Source organism: Aequorivita vladivostokensis (assembly GCF_000952855.1).
GTDB classification, from domain to species: Bacteria; Bacteroidota; Bacteroidia; order Flavobacteriales; family Flavobacteriaceae; genus Aequorivita; species Aequorivita vladivostokensis.
Map to the genome: position 1 here is coordinate 101,573 of NZ_JSVU01000003.1, position 17,130 is coordinate 118,702.

The following is a 17,130-nucleotide window of genomic DNA, read 5'->3' on the forward strand; positions in this document are numbered from 1 at the left end:
AAATATTGCGCCATGAGAAACATTTTTACACTATTGCTGAGTATCATTTTTACCTCCGTCGTTACCTCACAGGATGTAAACGACAACATTCGCTTTATCGCCCAATCACAAGTGCCACAGCCTGTATTGGACCGGCAGGAAACCTTATTTCCTACCAACTTTGTTTCTGAATGGCGAGTACAAGAAATGGACGGAATGCAGGACGCCCCAAACCTAAGGTACATCGCCAAATTTGAAGACGACGGCCGTCCCGGGTTTTCAGCCTCCTATCTTCCCAGTGGGGTGCTTATTTTCAATTCAGAATTTATGCCCAGTGAAATAATCCCGGCAGAGGTTCGCCTTAAAATTGACAGGGATTATAAGGACTACACTATCCGCCACGCAGATTTTATCACCTTTTACAATCCAAAACGCGAAATCTACATGGTAAAACTTTTAAAGGATATTGGCGTACAATATATTTTTTACAACACAGCTGGCAATGAAATCCCCAAAGATTCGCTCCCATTGGAGATTAAAATTTTGATGAATTAGATTTGAAGGAATTCACCTTAAAATCACAAAATCCTGCACTTTATCGAATATTCAATAGTTTCAACTATTAATTACATTTTATTCAATAAATATTTGGAAGTCTGGAATTAATTACTTTAAATTAGCAATTCAATTATAAAACAAATACAGGTTTATGTCTTTCAACAGTTTAAATAATAACAATAATAATAACGAGCTGCCGTAACAAAAACTTGTCGCGATATATAGCCCGTCAGGTTTTTTTCCTGACGGGCTTTTTTTTTGCCTCTTGTTCCCCTTGCCCCCAAAAGGGGGAAACAGAAACAGAAAATAATATTTGAAGAGATTTTAATAAAAACCAATTATCAAATAACTATAAACTATTAACCAAATAACCTTTCAATTATGTGTGGAATTGTATGTGCATTCGATTTAAAAAGGCCTTCAGAAGACTTGAGGCCACAGTTACTGACCATGGCAAAATGCCTTAGGCACCGCGGCCCAGACTGGAGCGGGATTTTTAGCAACAAAAAAGCCGTTATGGCCCATGAACGCTTGGCCATTGTAGATCCTACTTCGGGAAAACAGCCTCTGTTTTCCGAAGACAAAAAGCTGGTGCTTGCCGCCAATGGCGAAATCTATAACCATATGGAACTGCGCAAGCAATTTGAAGGAAAATACAACTTTCAAACAAAAAGCGATTGCGAAGTTATCTTAGCGCTCTACAAGGAAAAAGGACCTTCGTTTTTGGATGAACTCAATGGCATTTTCGGCTTTGCCTTATACGATGCCGAAAAGAACGAATACCTGATTGCCCGCGACCATATGGGCATTATACCGCTCTATATGGGCTGGGATAAGGACGGAACATTTTACGTGGCAAGCGAGCTGAAGGCGCTGGAAGGCTACTGTACCAAAATTGAACTTTTCCCTCCCGGCCACTATTTGCACAGCAGCGACGGCAAGTTAAAAAGATGGTGGACCCGCGACTGGATGAGCTTTGATGCCGTGCAGGAAAACGAGACGAGCATTCAGGATTTGCGCGAAGCCCTGGATGCGGCCGTAAAGAGACAGTTGATGAGCGATGTACCATATGGTGTACTGCTTTCGGGCGGATTGGACTCTTCCATCACCTCTGCCCTGGCCAAAAAATACGCCGATAAACGTGTGGAAACTGGCGATACCGAGGGCGCATGGTACCCTCGGCTCCATTCCTTTGCGGTGGGGTTGGTGGGCTCGCCAGATTTGGCTGCCGCCCAAAAGGTAGCGGACCATTTGGGAACCGTGCACCACGAAATCCACTTTACGATCCAAGAAGGGCTGGACGCAATCCAGGATGTAATCTATCACGTTGAAACATACGATATTACTACCATTCGCGCCTCCACCCCTATGTTTCTCCTGGCCCGTGCCATTAAAGCCATGGGCATAAAAATGGTACTCTCCGGTGAAGGGGCCGACGAGATTTTTGGCGGATACCTCTATTTTCACAAAGCTCCTTCGGCAAAGGACTTCCACGAGGAAAACGTGCGGAAACTCGACAAACTCCATATGTACGATTGTCTTCGCGCCAATAAATCCCTGGCCTCTTGGGGTATTGAGGGCCGTGTACCTTTTCTCGACAAAGAGTTTATGGACGTGGCCATGCGCCTTAACCCAAAAGATAAAATGATACTTGCCGGGCAGAAAGCCCCACAGGACAAACAGGCCATGGAAAAATGGGTGCTTCGCGAAGCCTTTGGCGATATGCTCCCCGCAGAAGTTGCGTGGCGGCAAAAGGAACAGTTTAGCGACGGCGTGGGCTATAGCTGGATAGACTCCCTAAAGGAAATGGTAAACGAAAAAGTTACCGACGACCAAATAGCAAATGCCCATTACCGATTCCCCATCCAGACGCCAACAAGCAAGGAAGAATTCTATTACCGAACCATTTTTGAGGAACATTTCCCCAGCGATGCCGCGGCACTAACAGTGCCCAGCGTACCCAGCGTAGCCTGCAGCAGTCAAGTAGCCCTCGATTGGGATGAAAGTTTTAAAAATATGAACGACCCCAGCGGGCGGGCGGTTAAAAATGTACATGCCGATGCGTATGCGAAGTAGTGAGGATGAGAATTGGGACGTTAGACGTGAGATTTGGGACGTGAGTTTTAATTTTTGTTCATGAAAGAATTTTTTTTTGTATATTTAAACTATCCATAAAATTTGCCATAATTTTAAAATTTAATTAAACATTATGACGCCAGCGAAGAAAACTATCGCTGGCGTTTTTATTGAACTTTGATGTTCATATCAAATGCTTCGGCAGTTTCAATTACTTTCTGGACAATTTCGGGAGTATGGGACTTCTCTCGGGCATTTTCTATTTCAGCAGGTATTCCTACGGCATCAAAAAATCCTTTAAATCCCTTGGGACTCTGAATATTTATCCACTTACAGGGTAAATTGCTATTATTTGAAAAAGTATGCAGCGTTTTAGGGGGAATGTCGAGCGACTCTCCCGCTTTAACAATTTTTACTTCACCGTTTACTAAAAATTCCATTTCACCGTCAAATATCACGAATGATTCCTTGAAGTTGTTGTGAAAATGCGGTGGAGGTCCTTGAATATGTGCGGGAGTTTCTGCCAGCATCAAATCGAAGTCCCCGGATGTCTCGTGGGTGGTTATTTTATGGACCAATACCCATTTAGTAGTTTGATTATTCATTTTATGAGATTTTTGTCTCACAAACTTAAAATACAATTTTGAAAAAACCAAGTTTTATGAGATATTTGTCTTATGAAAAAGGAATATTTTAAATCCGGTCGGATAAATCAAAAATTAGAAACGAGAAATAAAATATTAAACAGCGCCCAATATTTTCTAAATAGAGGTTTAGAATTTACGCTGGAAGATATTGCCAAAGAATGTGGTATTTCAAGGGCTACAGTTTATCGCTATTATTCAAACATTGAAATTTTAGTGAATGAGGCCGCTCTCAATATCCAAACAGAAAATCCAGATAAAATTGTTGAAAATATCAAAGAGGATAGTCTTGAGGATAGGATTCTTTACATCCAAAATTATTATAACACATTGGCCATAGAACATGAAAGCGCATTTCGAAAATATCTAAGCTCGGTCATAACCTCAAATCCATCAGAAATAAAACGAGGTGCAAGACGCAATAAAACGCTACAGCTTGCCTTTGAAAATACATCCATCGATAACAAGGAAAGCGAAAAATTAATAAATCTGTTAACTATTTTAATGGGAATTGAACCTTTAATAGTCACTAAAGATGTTGTTGGCCTAAATAATAAACAATCGATGGAAATCATGAAATGGGGCGTGCAATTAATTTTGAAAGGTTACTTTGCATCAAAAAAGGAATAGCAGATTCCCAACCTAATCAAGCAACCAGAAATTTCTCGAATTTTTTGCAATTATCTCATTCTCAATGTGCTTATTCCCCAAAAAAAAGATAAAATCAGTTCCATTATAGAACGTTTTCAAAAAGAAAAAATAAAAAATACGTACCTTTAAGGAAACCATCCAACCGAAAGAGCCATGGGCATGTTTCATTATTACAAATTTCCGGAATCAGAAGTTTTCATTTTTGATAACTTTATCGTGAATCAATTTGAGGAAGGCGTAACCGTAACTCCGGAGCACAATGATAAGCTCTGAAAAGTTTTGGATGAACATTTTGCAAACAAAAAGGTAGTATATATTTCCAACAGATACTTTAACTACGCCGTGGATCCGCTCACCTATCTCGAAACCTCCAAAATACACAAACTGATTGCCATAGCCATAGTGGCCAAAACCGACCTCGCAAAGTCAAACGCCAGATTGGAAAGCATGTTCTACAAGAAAAAATTTGAAGTATTCGACACACTCAGCGAAGCTATGGCCTGGGTACAAAAAGAACTGGTCAATAGTGAGATAAATGAAGGAAGTTAAACTTTATTAATTCTAAAAAAGACCAATTTTTCTCGAAGTATTTTCCCGTATTGCTACCCTATATATTCCTTAGTCTATTAGCGTTTCCGAAATACAACAATATCTTGATATTCCGCTTTGGAATTATCACATACTTTATCTTTCCAGAATCCATCGATAATATTTATTAACTCAAAATTTTCAAGAGAAAGCATCTTGGACAATTTTGTCTTGTGAATAGCGATGTTTCCCGATTTCACATTCTCACTCATCAACCTAAAACCATCCTTTTTAATGGGAAAACTGAAATCTTTTTTAGTTGAAATAAATGTTTCTGAGAACTCATCATAGAGAAAAAATGTAGAAAAACAAACCCCACCATGTTTCAAAACCCTATTTATCTGATTGAAATAATGCTGTATCTCCTCAATCTGCATGTGGGTAAAGACTGAAAAGGAGAAGGCCACATCTATGGACTTGTCCGCATAGGGAAAAATAAATTCCGTTGCCTTTAACGTTGCCGTATTATAAAGGTCATTAAAAAGCGGAACATATTTAAAATTAAAATTAGCGTTTTCTTTATGTATTCGTGAATTGCACCACTGTACGCCTCTTTCCACCACATCAAAACCATCGTAGCTTCCATTTTGGTTTAAATAACCGGTCAGTGCAATCGCCGTCCTGCCTATGCCACTGCCAATGTCCAAAACACTGTGGTCAGGTTGAAGCCTGGCGTGTTCCTTCAACATTTCTAATTGTTGTTGCCCTTGTTTCAAATAATCCTCAGCGCTCGCTGGCGAACCCGTATAGATATAGCCGCGCGGCGGAACATATTTGTGTCGTTTACCTGTAATACCATCCAAAATATCTTTTGGCAAATAGTAAAGCCGTCTAATAAAAAACCGTTGGTCTGCCGAAAGCGAATACCATATACTGCGCAAGTTGAATAGTTTATTCATTGTAAGTGAAGAGTTGGTGCATTAAATTATAGTTTCCTGATTACTGTGTACTGATACTGAATACTGAATACTGAATACTGAGTACTGACTACGGCAACCACTTCTTATCAAAATTTGGCTTCCGTTTTTCAAGAAAGGCATCACGGCCTTCTTTCGCCTCTTCCGTCATATAAGCAAGGCGCGTAGCTTCCCCCGCAAACACTTGTTGGCCCACCATTCCGTCATCGGTTAGGTTCATTGCGAATTTTAACATTTTAATGGAAGTAGGACTTTTTGCAAGAATCTCCTGCGCCCATTGATAAGCTGTATCCTCAAGTTCGTCGTGCGAAATTACGGCATTCACCATTCCCATCTCAAAAGCTTCCTGTGCCGAGTAATTTCTTCCGAGGAAAAAGATTTCACGTGCCCGCTTCTGCCCAACCATTTTGGCCAAATAAGCACTTCCGTAGCCGCCGTCAAAACTGGTTACATCGGCATCGGTCTGTTTAAAGATTGCATGTTCCTTACTCGCCAAGGTTAAATCGCAGACCACGTGCAGACTGTGTCCACCACCCACGGCCCAACCCGGAACCACACATATAACTGCTTTCGGCATAAACCGAATCAAGCGTTGCACGTCAAGAATATTCAAACGGTGATACCCATCCTCGCCCACATAGCCTTGATGGCCACGGGCCTTTTGGTCGCCACCACTGCAAAAACTGTACACCCCGTCCTTGGACGAAGGTCCTTCGGCGGAAAGCAGCACCACGCCTATGGAAGTATCCTCCTGCGCATCGTGAAAGGCATCGAGCAATTCAGCCGTAGTTTTTGGGCGAAACGCATTGCGCACATCGGGCCTGTTAAAAGCGATTCGCGCCACGCCGTTTGATTTTTTATAGGTAATATCTGTATATTCTTTAGCCGTTTTCCAGTTGGGTGTAGCCATAATTGTTATTTTTGTTTTCAAAGATAGAAGATATTGTTTATTATTATTTTCTATTTTTTTGAAATGATCGTAAAAACCTCTGCGTTCTCTGCGCCTCAGCGGTGATATTTACCACAAAGGCGCAGTGAAGGCAAAGAAAAACACCTTCGAAATCTCCAAAATAAATAATAACAATAAAAAATAAACAATGCGAAGCATCCTCTTCTTCTTCGGAATTCTTTTCACATTAAACCTAACCGCCCAAGAAACCTACAAATTCACAACGGTTACTGACCTTGAAACGACGCCCGTTATAAGCCAGGGCATCACGGGAACTTGCTGGAGCTTCAGCAGTATTTCGTTTTTGGAAAGTGAAATTATGCGCCTGACGGGACGGAGCATTGATTTAAGCGAAATGTACCAAGTGCGGAACACTTATCCCCTAAAAGCCGAAAATTATATTATGCGTCAAGGAAAAGCGCAGTTTAGCGAGGGAGGCCTGGCACACGATGTGATGAATTCGGTGGCAAAAAATGGTCTGGTTCCCCAAGAAGCGTTTAGTGGCCTGTTTTTGGGAGAAAACAAATACAACCACGCTGAATTGGTTGCCGTACTTGAAGCAATGTTGAAAACTTACGTTGACAATCCGGGACGAAAACTCAGCCAGAAATGGCGTGCCGCAATTGAGGGCGTGCTTGATGTGTACATCGGCAAAAATGTGGACAGCTTTACCTTTGAAGGGAAACGATATACGCCCCAAACCTTTCTGGCGATGACCAATATCCAACCGGCAGATTATGTAAGTATCACCAGTTTTACACACGAGCCGTTTTATTCAAAATTTATTTTGAACATCCCCGACAACTGGAGCAACGGTAGTTTTTACAATGTTCCGTTGGATGAAATGATGGCGACCATAGACAATGCTTTGGAAAACGGGTTTACCGTTGAATTGGATTGCGATGTAAGCGAGCGCAGTTTTTCGTCAAAAGACGGGGTGGCCGTTATTCCCGAAAATGAGGAAAATACCTTAAAGGCCCTACACAGCACCTATCCCGAAAAGGAAATTACACAACAATACCGCCAAGAGGAGTTTGAGAATTACAACACTACCGATGACCATTTAATGCACATAACGGGAATGCTCCTCGATCAGCACGGTACCAAATATTACAAGGTAAAAAACAGTTGGGGCACAGATGAAACGCGTGTTGCCAATGGCGGATATGTTTATTTTAGCGAGCCGTATATGCGGTTAAAGGCCGTTAGCGTTACCGTCCACAAAGATGCGCTACCAAAGGAAACATCTAAAAAATTAAATTTATAAAAACAAAATCCTCCATATCACAGCCCTTCCAAAGTTTTAATTTTGAAAGGGTTCATTTTTTTCTACCACCCACTACCCACTACCCACTACCTACTACCTACTACCTACTACCTACTACCTAACTACCCACTTTAAACTTGGAACAAATTTTGTTATATTTGACCCGATGAAAAAGTTGCTATTTCTTCTTTTGTTGTTTCCGCTGATAGCTTCGGCACAGTTAGACTTTGAGTCCAATAAATTTAAATTGGATTTCGTGAAACTGCCTGAAATTGAAAGTCTAATGAGCACTTCATTACTATCCAACGCCGATTTTTCAAAACGAAATTCAAACAAGCTGCCTTCTTTTAAGATGAATAAAAACAACTACCGCGAACCGGTGAGTATGTATGAGGCAATGTCCGCAAGTGAAAATTATGTGAAATCTGACCTTAAAATTTCTTTGGACCCAAAGGAATACGGCGTCTATGGCAACAGCAGTTATAGTGCCGATGGCTCAACCAAGGTTAAAAACATCGCTTACAAAGACGCTTCCCGTGGTTTTCTTTTTGCCGACTCCTGTCCTCCCTACGGCGTGTGCCCACGCTGCGCTCCCTACCGTATTCACGGCTATTAATTCCATTTAATTATAAAATTTTAGAAAAATGACTAAGTTTTATCGCTTAATGTTAGGAATCCTTACTATATTTGTCCAAGCGATATTGCCATATCTAAATCCTTATTAATTATGAAAAAATCTGTTTTTTATCACGCCGGTTGCCCCGTATGTGTAAGCGCGGAGCACGAAATCCTTGAATTGATGAATCCCGAAACCATTGAGGTGGTCCATTTGGGAGAGGATAAATCGAAAATTACACAAGCTGAAAACGCTGGGGTAAAATCTGTTCCGGCATTGGTTACGCCCACTGGAAATGTACTTCATATAAATTATGGAGCTTCCATGGCGGATGTAAAAGGTTGAAAAATCAATTAGGATTACTAACTTTGCCTGTTAGGGCTTACCCCTTAACAGGCTTTATTATGGAAAAAAGTGTTTTCGATACCTCTTTTCAGCAGGAAAGTGTGAGCAACAAGATAGTGGTTGGCCTGGAACGGATTTCAGAAGTATTCCGTACTCTACTCTGGGCCGAAGCAAAAAAAGCTGGCGTGAGCCCCATCCAGATCCAGATCCTCATTTTTGTTGCCTATCATAAAAGTTCGCTCTGCACGGTGAGTTATCTCGCAAAGGAATTTGACGTTACCAAACCTACCATCAGCGATGCGGTGAAATCTTTAAAACAAAAAAAATTGATTTTAAAGGATTATTCAAATTCCGATAGCAGAAGTTATCTGATAGCGCTTTCTGAAAAGGGAAAACAATTGGTTTCGGTAACCGAGAATTACGCAAATCCGCTAAAAAAACAGTTCGACACTTTTGACGCAGCCCAATTGGAAACTGTTTATGAAACCATTGTAAAACTTATTTACAATTTGAACAAAGCTGGAATAATCAGCGTGCAGCGGATGTGTTTTGCCTGTAAGTTCCACACGAAACAAGATGGAGGCGATTATTGCGAATATCTTCAGAAACCTTTAAACACCGAAACCATACGCATTGACTGTCCAGAATTTGAGGAAAAGCCTGGCTAAATCAGCTCAATTCCATCTTCCTTAATTATAATCTGCTTGTCTTTATAAAGCGTGCCGATTGCCTTTTTAAAACTCTTTTTGCTCATCCCAAGCATGTTTTTGATAGTGTCAGGATCCGTTTTGTCGTGAAGTGGCAAAAAACCACCGGCAGCCTCCAATTCCTCGCGGATAAAATTGGCGTTCGGCTCAATGCTTTTATAGCCCGGCGTTTGCAGTACGATATCAATTTTATTGTCGGGACGAATTTTTTTTATAAAAGCCTTCATCTTATCCCCCGTACGGATATCCTCAAAAATATCTTCAATATATATTAGCCCTTTATGTTGCCCATTCACAATAACGTTCGCACCTTTTTCAGTTAAGTGCGTAACCAAAATATCTACTTCCTGAAACGGTTCTACGGTCAAGTTTTCATTTTGGAGAAAATGGTTCGTCTTGCTGCTTCCCACCAATCGATTGGTTTTTTCGTCAATATATAAATAGACAATGTACCAGTTACCCTTCTTCATGGGCCGCGCCTGTTCTTTAAAAGGAACAAATAGTTGCTTTTCCAGGCCCCAATCCATAAAGGCGCCATATTCGGTTACATCGCTGCAATGCAAGTACCCAAAGGTGTTCAATTGAAGAAAGGGATCCAGCGTTGTGGCAATGGGCCGCTCTTCGTTATCCAAGTATATAAAGACGGTAATCTCATCGCCTATTTCGTATTCCTCTGGTTTGTATTTATGCGGCAAAAGCACCACATTTTCCTCGTCATCGCCCAAATATAGACCCGGTTCGGTTTCCCGAAGAATCTCCAAAGTATTGTATTCGCCCAGTTTTATCATAGTTGCAAAGGTACTGTATTCTTATCAAAAAAAAGTGTACACCACGTATATACAAATCAAACTTAAAATGTAAATTCACGTTGAAAATGGAAAAAATAACGCTACATAACCTTCCCTCAGACTTCCAGTTGAAAAAAAGATTGGAGACCGATATTGGCATGGTTTATTTTTATAATGGCATCGTTATTTTTGAAGCCAATGAAGGTGTGGTTCTTTCGTATAAAACTGGTTTTTCCATTTTGCTAAAAGGACTAAATTATTTAGGAACTAAACCTTGGGTATATATTTCCAATCGCGTGCATTCCTACTCCATTAAGCCGATGGATTACAAATATTTGAACAAAGTACCTACACTACGAGCCGTAGGAGTGGTAAATTATAGCGAAGTGGGACACACCAATGCAGAACTGGAGGCTAAGTTTTGCAAAAAACCCTTTCAAATGTTCGACAATCTTACAGAAGCCGCCATTTGGGGGAAAGGGTATTTATAAAATGAATTTGAAGTAGTCTAAAAGCACCTTATCATTTATCGCTGCCGGCGTAAAAACTTCCAATAAAGCAGGACCTTCAGTTATTCTGAAGAAATCCCTCAGCGTTTTTTTCAAATCTTCTTTTCCGTGAATTGTTTCATATTTGAAACCATACATTTCCGAAAGCTGTTCGGCGTTTAGGTTGTGTTTTGTTTCGAAATAAGTATCAAAAATCTCCGTATCCTTTTCCCCCGGAAGAATTCTGAAAATACCGCCCCCGCCGTTATTCACGACAATTATTTTAAAATTTTTGGGAATATAATTGTTCCAAAGCGCATTGCTGTCATAGAAAAAACTGAGATCGCCGGTTATAAAAACCGTTGGCAAGCTTGAAGCGTAAGCCGCTCCTACCGCAGTACTCGTACTTCCATCTATTCCGCTGGTGCCTCTATTGCAGAATACTTCGGCAGAAGCGGGAATTTCAAAAAGCTGGGCGTAGCGAATCGTGGCGCTATTGCTCAATTGCAACTGGATATTTTGCGGAAGGCTGTGGAATATTTCACAAAAAACCATAAAATCCGAGTATGGGATTGCAGTTTCATAAGTTGCGTGCCGCTGCAATCTATGTCGCTTTATTGCGAGCCAATGGCTTTGATAGTTACTTTCCACTAAAATTGTCTTCGGAAGAAATTCAGCAAAAAAACCATTGACGCTTGTTTTGAAATGCTGCGACAGTACAAAATAAGTATCAAAGGCTTTCTTTGGATCCACGTGCCAATGTTCCGCTGGAGGAAAACTGCGCAGAAAGGCCTTTATCTTTTTTGAAACCACCATTCCGCCAAAGGTGAGTAGTATTTCGGGCTGCAATTTTTTGAAATCTCCATCGGTTAAAGGTGCAATCAGTTGGTCTATGGCCGTAATGAAATTTTCGTGGTGAAGGTTAGAAGTGGTCTCGGTCAACACCAAAACACTATCGTCCTTTGCAAGTTGCTCCACAAAACGCATTTCCACACTATTTGGCGGTAATACTCCCACCAATACCATTTTGCGTTTACTGGAATTCCATCGGCTTACAAAAGCATCCAGATTTTCCTCAACGCCTGCTGTCCGCTGTCGCGCAGGAACGTTCTGCGGCCAAACCAGTTGGTTTTCCACCGTGTGGTATAAAGGTTCGGAAAAAGGAATGTTTATATGAACGGGGCCGTTCAGCTCGATTGCCGTATTTAAGGCAACGTTTATTTCGGTTTCATTTTTAATTTGAAAATCTTCGCCTTCACTGCAATTTGCACTGTAAAGAATATGGTTTTCAAAAACGTTTTCCTGTCGGATGGTCTGCCCATCGCCAATGTCAATATAGTCTGCGGGCCTATCTGCGGAAATGACGACCAAAGGAATATCGCTATAGAATGCCTCGGCCACCGCGGGATAATAATTGAGCAAGGCCGAACCCGATGTACAGACGACCGCCACGGGCCTATTAATTTGCTGCGCGATACCCAATGCGAAAAAGGCGGCGCAACGTTCATCTACGATGCTAAAGCTCTTAAAATCGGGATGTTCTCCAAAACCGATGGTAAGTGGCGCATTGCGCGATCCGGGAGAAATAACTATATGGTCAATACCCTTGTCCAAACATAATTGCACAAGCGTTTGTGAGAGAATCTTAGTTGAGAATTTCATGCAGCGCAAAGGTACGAAGACGCCGAAAATATTACAGCATTGGCGCCAATACTTGTAGCATTGTCTGCATTTTATTTTGGGTTTCCTGCCATTCATCGGCCGGCTGTGAGCCAATAGTGATACCGCCGCCCACATAGATGCGGGCCGTATTGTTTTCTATCTTCATACACCGCAGGTTAACCATTAGTGAGGCAGAAGCTCCATTTTCATTTACGGGTCCTAAAAACCCTGTGTAAAATTCACGGTTATATCCTTCGTTTTGGAGTATGAATTCCTTGGCGAATTTTTGTGGACTGCCACAAACTGCAGGCGTTGGATGCAAGGCAGCGGCAATTTTTGTCAGCGTGGCTTTTCCCCTTTTTAAAATGCCGGTAATATCGGTTCTTAAGTGAAGCAACGACCCGGCGCGATATGTGTACGGATTGGAAACCTTCAATACCGAGGTTACGCGCTGCAGACTGTTGGTTATTGAATCGGTTACCATTTGTTGTTCGTCCAGTTCCTTTGGGCCCCAGGAAACCTTTTCCGAATTGTAAAAGGGTTGTGTTCCCGCCAGGGCCATGGTCTTAAAGGAGTCTGTCTCAACCCGCACTAAGGTTTCAGGCGTTGCACCACACCACATCCCCGTTTGCGGATGGTACCATATATATCGAAAGGCCGATGGATAGGCCGCAAACAAACGCTCAAACAATTGTTTAAGTGAGAAATTTGATAGTGGAAAATCTTTCGGACGCGAAATAACGATTTTGGTAGCCCTTCGTCGTTTTATATTGTCAATGGTTTTTTGAACTTTTTCCAAATAAGTTTTCCGCTCCGAAGCGTTTTCGGCTACCGGAACGGGCGTCAATTCAATAGTATTTCCCGATAATTCTGCACTAACTATTTCTGAGTCATTCTCAGGAATAAAGTATGCTGAATCATTATACCCAAAAGGCGCGAAAACAAAACCGTTGGTCGTCAATTCGCTAATGGTACAAAGTTCTGGGCTCTTTTGAAACAAAGTAGAAACACTTTTTTGGTTCGGCAACGAATACACCACAAAGGGCAATCCTTCTTCAAAATGTTTTTCGATTTTTTCAGTGAGTAGGTTAAAGTCCATTAATTTTTTGGTAAGGTAAGGGTGGTAAGTTTTACGAGGGAAACGAGGGCGCCGTCTTCATTCGTAATTTTTATTTGCCAGAGCTGGGTGGTCCTTCCTTTGTGGATAATACTGGCATGGGCATATACATTACCATCGCGCACGCTTTTTACGTGGTTGGCGGCAATTTCAATTCCACGGATTATTACATCTTTTGCGTTCAAAAACATAAATGCCCCCGCACTGCCCACACTTTCGGCCAAGGCTACAGAGGCGCCGCCGTGCAAAACCCCATCGGGTTGATGAACCCTTGGCGTGACAGGCATTTTGGCAACGAGGAAATCATCGCCCACTTCGGTGAATTCTATGCCCAGTGTTTCCATTAAGGTATTTTGGCACATTTTATTGCAGGCCGCCAAAATTTCGTCGTTGGTGTACTTCATTGTATTGGTTTACATTTGTAAAAATACAAAATTGAATTCAACAAAATGAGCATCCAGAAAGAGGTTACCTATACAACTACGAATACATACCACACCCTCAATGAGTTAACCGAAAAAACCAAGAATGTATGGATGGTTTTTCACGGAATGGGCTATTTGAGCAAGTACTTTATCAATTATTTTTCCGAATTAAATGCCGAAGAAAATTTCATCATTGCACCACAGGCTCCCTCAAAATATTACCAAGGAAATGATTTTAAGCACGTTGGCGCCTCTTGGCTTACGCGTGAAAATACACAACTTGAGACCCAAAATATACTGAAATATATCGACGCAATTTATGAAAAGGAGCTTGCCGAAACTACTGCAAACTTAATAGTTATGGGCTATAGCCAAGGTGTTTCCATAGCTACGCGCTGGGTTGCCAGCCGTAAAGTTCAGTGTGATAAGCTTATTCTTCATTCGGGGGGAATTCCAAATGAATTGCAACCTAACGATTTTGAATATCTCAAAACGGATGCCGAGGTAATCTATCTTTACGGAAACAAGGACCAGTACATTACAGAAGCCCGTGAGACTGAAGAGAAACTTAAAGGCACCAAACTTTTTCAAGATCGGCTGAAAATTGAGGTTTTTGATGGAATTCATGAGGTTAACAGGGAATTATTATTAAAACATTCCATATAATTTTAAGAATATTGTGTATTTCATCGAATAATTTTGTGTTTTAACTTCTTTTGTTTTTCTTTTACTTCGCTTTAACAACCAAATAGCCCCAAACTATGAAAAAGGCAATATTTACCTGCGTATGTATGTTTATCGCGTCCATGGTTATGGCGCAGGTGAGCAAACAGGAAAAACAAGTTCTTTTAGATCTCTATACTGCAACTAATGGTCTGGCGTGGAATGTGCAATGGGATCTTGAGAAACCAGTCGATACTTGGTATGGGATAACAGTAGAGAATAATAATGTGACTGGAATTAATCTGTTGTTTAATAATTTGAACGGTGTTTTGCCTTCCTCGCTCGGAAATTTGAAAAATTTAAAGAAATTGGAATTATCCTTTAATCCCGTTTCGGGAGCTATCCCATCTGAACTTGGAAATTTGTCGAAATTAGAAGTTTTGGCCATAAATGGAACTGCTGTTAGCGGAAACATTCCCGAATCTTTAGGCCGACTCTCCAATTTAAAACAATTACACCTAAGTAGTAACCAACTAAGCGGGACCGTGCCTGAAAGTCTAGGTGAACTTCGCAAGATTGAAATCTTTAACGTATTCGACAATGACCTTTACGGAACCTTGCCGCAGGGATTGGCCAGTTGCCCAAACCTTACCGAATTAATGGTTGCCGAAAATAATTTTACCAACCCTGATGACTTTTCAGTGATTTTGCTGTCAAATTCAGGTGCAAAAATCGATTTATTAAATAACTCCCCACAACTTGAACCCACTCAGTCCATTATAGCCATAGAACGGGACGAGAGTGAAGATTAACACTATTTCTATTTCCTCATTTCCCAGCGGCCTGTAGTGGGCCGCTTATTTTTTTAAAAACCGATGAATTACATATTTAATCGTTAAAATGTGTTGCTAGATTAGAAATTATTAGTAGATTGCGCCAGGTCTTTGACTCAGTGGCCCCCACCCACTCCAGAGACCTTAAAGCTTAATATTTGGTTAAAAAACAAGCTTTTAAAATGGAGCGGCCTTTCTTAGGTCGCTCTTTTTTTTAAAATGCGACGAGTGCTTTGGTGGTCTATATTAAATACACAGAAAACAATTGAGATAATTTTATTTAAATTTCAATATAAAAAACTGCCCAACGGTATTTTCAGCTGTTGGGCAGTTTTCATTTTCGCAATTACTATCAACAATAATTTTAACTCTTGTTTCGTTCCAACTTCCGTTGAATTTTATTAATTCCAGATTCTATGGATTCTTCGGGTTCAATAACGTTATAGGGGCCCCAAAAATCCGGGTCGGAAAAGCCGGAAACCGCATCGCTCATGACCACTGTGGGTTTCAACTTTTTCTCAATACTTGCCTTGGAGCCGGCAGCATTGTTTTCCCAGTCGGTTACAGCCATTTCGGTAGCCAACGTATAATTGGTATTGAAAAGCTTTCCTCTTTGGTCCACTTTAAAGGTAAGTTGCATATTGCTGTAGCCATAATACCATTTTCCGTCCTTTTCGCGATAATCTACGTGATATGAAGTTTCCAAAGGATAGACGTTGATGTCATTGGGCTTCTTTTTCACAAACAACTTACTCGCTTCTTTTTCATTTACGATCTCCAAGTTGTAGCTCGCACTGGCCAGTGCCAATGTTTCGGCATCTATGTACAATGTTCCTTTGTAATACGCATCGACATACCTTTCCTTCTGTAAAAACGAAACCACAAATACCGGCCTGCTATTGATCGTACTTGGCGGCTCGAAATTGTAGGTATAGTCGCCAATGGTCTCATTGGTAAAAAGATATTCGGGATATTTCATCACATCTAAGTACAAAGCTGCAAATGGCCCGCCCTGCAACTTAAATGCCACGGTATCCAAACGTCTGTAATCCGTGCTTTTTCGGGCTTTGTGCAATTCTATCACATCTTTGGAATTGGACGTATAGGGTTGTCTATAAAGATTTACGACCGCTTCGGTAATGGAAACATTCCTGTTTCGTCTTTTGATGGTTTCCCGGTAAAAAGCGGTCATCACCGCCGGATCGTTCAAATTGTTTTCGGCTTTCTTCTCAAAAACCTTTTTTACCAAGGCTTCCGCATTGAGGTATGTAGCAATATTTACCTCTGAAAGCTGTGTTATTTTTGGCTCTAGCGCAATCTTGTTTTCCTTTTTTGAAAGTGTATTAAGGGAAATTTCCTTTGGTTGATACCCCAAGAAATTAAATACCAAGCTGCCATCGGTCATATTTTGCGGAACCTTCAACACAAACTTTCCTTCAATATTACTGATGGTGCTGATGTTGGTGTTTTTCAAATTTACACTTACCGCCTCCAGGGGCTCTTGGGTATTGCCGTCAGTAATCTTTCCCTTATATTCCACGTGATTTTTTAGTTCCTGTGCTGTAACTGTAGGTGCCAAAACTACCAAGAAACATAGCAGGGCCGTAGTGGAAAGTATTTTTGAAATAGTTGTTTTCATAATAGAAGGTTTTAAATTAGTACACCTAAGTGAGCATCCTCTCTTTAAGAATGTACTCTAAAGATACGCCCTAAGCACCTAACTTTTAATTTGGCACGGCATTGATAACTAAATAATTATAATTCTTTACTTCATTTTAAGCGTGGGGTATGGTTTGCAGGTTTTAACGTTCCTTCGCAGTGGTAGGAAGTTCCCTTTATTATTTATGACGATGAAAA

Annotated in this window: 19 protein-coding genes; 11 read left to right on the plus strand and 8 right to left on the minus strand. The window is 41.0% G+C overall.

Annotated features, from left to right (window positions below; translation table 11 throughout):
- The first annotated feature begins 12 nt into the window (after positions 1-12).
- Both MB09_RS05360 and asnB read left to right on the plus strand, forming a co-directional pair.
- Positions 13-534 carry a hypothetical protein gene (locus tag MB09_RS05360; protein ID WP_045079871.1) on the plus strand — a complete coding sequence of 174 codons (522 nt, stop codon included), beginning with the start codon at positions 13-15 and terminating at the stop codon, positions 532-534.
- A 384-nt stretch (positions 535-918) separates the two neighbouring features.
- Positions 919-2,613 (plus strand): asparagine synthase B, encoded by a 1,695-nt coding sequence (gene asnB / locus MB09_RS05365; protein ID WP_045079872.1) that lies wholly within the window; start codon positions 919-921, stop codon positions 2,611-2,613.
- 167 nt (positions 2,614-2,780) lie between these two features.
- On the opposite strand, the gene MB09_RS05370 is transcribed toward asnB, so the two are convergent.
- Positions 2,781-3,218 (minus strand): cupin domain-containing protein, encoded by a 438-nt coding sequence (locus MB09_RS05370; RefSeq protein ID WP_045079873.1) that lies wholly within the window; start codon positions 3,216-3,218, stop codon positions 2,781-2,783.
- Between the two features lie 72 nt (positions 3,219-3,290).
- On the opposite strand from MB09_RS05370, the gene MB09_RS05375 reads away from it, so the two are divergent.
- A complete protein-coding gene (locus MB09_RS05375; RefSeq protein WP_045079874.1) occupies positions 3,291-3,887 on the plus strand; it encodes a TetR/AcrR family transcriptional regulator in 597 nt (198 codons plus the stop codon).
- Between the two features lie 300 nt (positions 3,888-4,187).
- Complete coding sequence (locus MB09_RS05380; RefSeq protein WP_240484809.1) at positions 4,188-4,457, plus strand: hypothetical protein; 270 nt, start codon at positions 4,188-4,190, stop codon at positions 4,455-4,457.
- 77 nt (positions 4,458-4,534) lie between these two features.
- On the opposite strand, the gene MB09_RS05385 is transcribed toward MB09_RS05380, so the two are convergent.
- A complete protein-coding gene (locus MB09_RS05385) occupies positions 4,535-5,395 on the minus strand; it encodes a class I SAM-dependent methyltransferase (RefSeq protein WP_240484810.1) in 861 nt (286 codons plus the stop codon).
- A gap of 88 nt (positions 5,396-5,483) precedes the next feature.
- Positions 5,484-6,323: a 1,4-dihydroxy-2-naphthoyl-CoA synthase gene (locus MB09_RS05390; protein WP_045079875.1), complete on the minus strand. Its 840-nt coding sequence runs from the start codon at positions 6,321-6,323 to the stop codon at positions 5,484-5,486.
- A 187-nt stretch (positions 6,324-6,510) separates the two neighbouring features.
- Between MB09_RS05390 and MB09_RS05395 the strand changes: the two genes are divergently transcribed.
- From MB09_RS05395 to MB09_RS05410, 4 genes are all read left to right on the plus strand, one after another.
- Positions 6,511-7,629, plus strand: a complete 1,119-nt coding sequence (locus MB09_RS05395) for a C1 family peptidase (RefSeq protein ID WP_045079876.1) — start codon at positions 6,511-6,513, stop codon at positions 7,627-7,629.
- A 166-nt stretch (positions 7,630-7,795) separates the two neighbouring features.
- Positions 7,796-8,245, plus strand: a complete 450-nt coding sequence (locus MB09_RS05400; protein WP_045079877.1) for a hypothetical protein — start codon at positions 7,796-7,798, stop codon at positions 8,243-8,245.
- Between the two features lie 111 nt (positions 8,246-8,356).
- Complete coding sequence (locus tag MB09_RS05405) at positions 8,357-8,590, plus strand: thioredoxin domain-containing protein (protein WP_045079878.1); 234 nt, start codon at positions 8,357-8,359, stop codon at positions 8,588-8,590.
- A gap of 59 nt (positions 8,591-8,649) precedes the next feature.
- Complete coding sequence (locus MB09_RS05410; protein WP_045079879.1) at positions 8,650-9,258, plus strand: MarR family winged helix-turn-helix transcriptional regulator; 609 nt, start codon at positions 8,650-8,652, stop codon at positions 9,256-9,258.
- On the opposite strand, the gene MB09_RS05415 is transcribed toward MB09_RS05410, so the two are convergent.
- A complete protein-coding gene (locus MB09_RS05415; protein ID WP_045079880.1) occupies positions 9,255-10,085 on the minus strand; it encodes a CvfB family protein in 831 nt (276 codons plus the stop codon). The genes MB09_RS05410 and MB09_RS05415 overlap by 4 nt on opposite strands.
- Before the next feature lie 86 nt (positions 10,086-10,171).
- On the opposite strand from MB09_RS05415, the gene MB09_RS05420 reads away from it, so the two are divergent.
- A complete protein-coding gene (locus MB09_RS05420) occupies positions 10,172-10,576 on the plus strand; it encodes a hypothetical protein (RefSeq protein WP_052671295.1) in 405 nt (134 codons plus the stop codon).
- Here MB09_RS05420 and menD read toward each other — a convergent pair.
- The 3 genes from menD to MB09_RS05435 are packed head-to-tail and all read right to left on the minus strand — an operon-like array spanning position 10,571 to position 13,756.
- Positions 10,571-12,235 (minus strand): 2-succinyl-5-enolpyruvyl-6-hydroxy-3-cyclohexene-1-carboxylic-acid synthase, encoded by a 1,665-nt coding sequence (menD, locus tag MB09_RS05425; RefSeq protein WP_045079881.1) that lies wholly within the window; start codon positions 12,233-12,235, stop codon positions 10,571-10,573. The genes MB09_RS05420 and menD overlap by 6 nt on opposite strands.
- 31 nt (positions 12,236-12,266) lie before the next feature.
- Complete coding sequence (locus MB09_RS05430; RefSeq protein WP_045079882.1) at positions 12,267-13,334, minus strand: isochorismate synthase; 1,068 nt, start codon at positions 13,332-13,334, stop codon at positions 12,267-12,269.
- Entirely contained in the window at positions 13,334-13,756 is a 423-nt protein-coding gene (locus tag MB09_RS05435) for a PaaI family thioesterase (RefSeq protein ID WP_045079883.1), read from the minus strand. The genes MB09_RS05430 and MB09_RS05435 overlap by 1 nt, the downstream gene beginning before the upstream one ends.
- 45 nt (positions 13,757-13,801) lie before the next feature.
- On the opposite strand from MB09_RS05435, the gene MB09_RS05440 reads away from it, so the two are divergent.
- Positions 13,802-14,443, plus strand: a complete 642-nt coding sequence (locus MB09_RS05440) for an alpha/beta hydrolase (RefSeq protein ID WP_045079884.1) — start codon at positions 13,802-13,804, stop codon at positions 14,441-14,443.
- A gap of 95 nt (positions 14,444-14,538) precedes the next feature.
- A complete protein-coding gene (locus MB09_RS05445; protein WP_052671296.1) occupies positions 14,539-15,252 on the plus strand; it encodes a leucine-rich repeat domain-containing protein in 714 nt (237 codons plus the stop codon).
- Between the two features lie 385 nt (positions 15,253-15,637).
- Here the strand turns inward: MB09_RS05445 and MB09_RS05450 are convergent, their stop codons facing one another.
- Entirely contained in the window at positions 15,638-16,912 is a 1,275-nt protein-coding gene (locus MB09_RS05450) for a carboxypeptidase-like regulatory domain-containing protein (protein ID WP_045079885.1), read from the minus strand.
- Between the last annotated feature and the right edge of the window lie 218 nt (positions 16,913-17,130).

Coding starts and splice junctions, on each gene's coding strand:
- MB09_RS05390 (WP_045079875.1), bottom strand. CDS start 6,323: ATGGCTACACCCAACTGGAAAACGGCTAAAGAATATACAGATATTACC.
- MB09_RS05400 (WP_045079877.1), top strand. CDS start 7,796: ATGAAAAAGTTGCTATTTCTTCTTTTGTTGTTTCCGCTGATAGCTTCG.
- MB09_RS05420 (WP_052671295.1), top strand. CDS start 10,172: ATGGAAAAAATAACGCTACATAACCTTCCCTCAGACTTCCAGTTGAAA.
- MB09_RS05415 (WP_045079880.1), bottom strand. CDS start 10,085: ATGATAAAACTGGGCGAATACAATACTTTGGAGATTCTTCGGGAAACC.
- asnB (WP_045079872.1), top strand. CDS start 919: ATGTGTGGAATTGTATGTGCATTCGATTTAAAAAGGCCTTCAGAAGAC.
- MB09_RS05370 (WP_045079873.1), bottom strand. CDS start 3,218: ATGAATAATCAAACTACTAAATGGGTATTGGTCCATAAAATAACCACC.
- MB09_RS05360 (WP_045079871.1), top strand. CDS start 13: ATGAGAAACATTTTTACACTATTGCTGAGTATCATTTTTACCTCCGTC.
- MB09_RS05375 (WP_045079874.1), top strand. CDS start 3,291: ATGAAAAAGGAATATTTTAAATCCGGTCGGATAAATCAAAAATTAGAA.
- menD (WP_045079881.1), bottom strand. CDS start 12,235: ATGAAATTCTCAACTAAGATTCTCTCACAAACGCTTGTGCAATTATGT.
- MB09_RS05445 (WP_052671296.1), top strand. CDS start 14,539: ATGAAAAAGGCAATATTTACCTGCGTATGTATGTTTATCGCGTCCATG.
- MB09_RS05440 (WP_045079884.1), top strand. CDS start 13,802: ATGAGCATCCAGAAAGAGGTTACCTATACAACTACGAATACATACCAC.
- MB09_RS05430 (WP_045079882.1), bottom strand. CDS start 13,334: ATGGACTTTAACCTACTCACTGAAAAAATCGAAAAACATTTTGAAGAA.
- MB09_RS05450 (WP_045079885.1), bottom strand. CDS start 16,912: ATGAAAACAACTATTTCAAAAATACTTTCCACTACGGCCCTGCTATGT.
- MB09_RS05405 (WP_045079878.1), top strand. CDS start 8,357: ATGAAAAAATCTGTTTTTTATCACGCCGGTTGCCCCGTATGTGTAAGC.
- MB09_RS05410 (WP_045079879.1), top strand. CDS start 8,650: ATGGAAAAAAGTGTTTTCGATACCTCTTTTCAGCAGGAAAGTGTGAGC.
- MB09_RS05435 (WP_045079883.1), bottom strand. CDS start 13,756: ATGAAGTACACCAACGACGAAATTTTGGCGGCCTGCAATAAAATGTGC.
- MB09_RS05395 (WP_045079876.1), top strand. CDS start 6,511: ATGCGAAGCATCCTCTTCTTCTTCGGAATTCTTTTCACATTAAACCTA.
- MB09_RS05385 (WP_240484810.1), bottom strand. CDS start 5,395: ATGAATAAACTATTCAACTTGCGCAGTATATGGTATTCGCTTTCGGCA.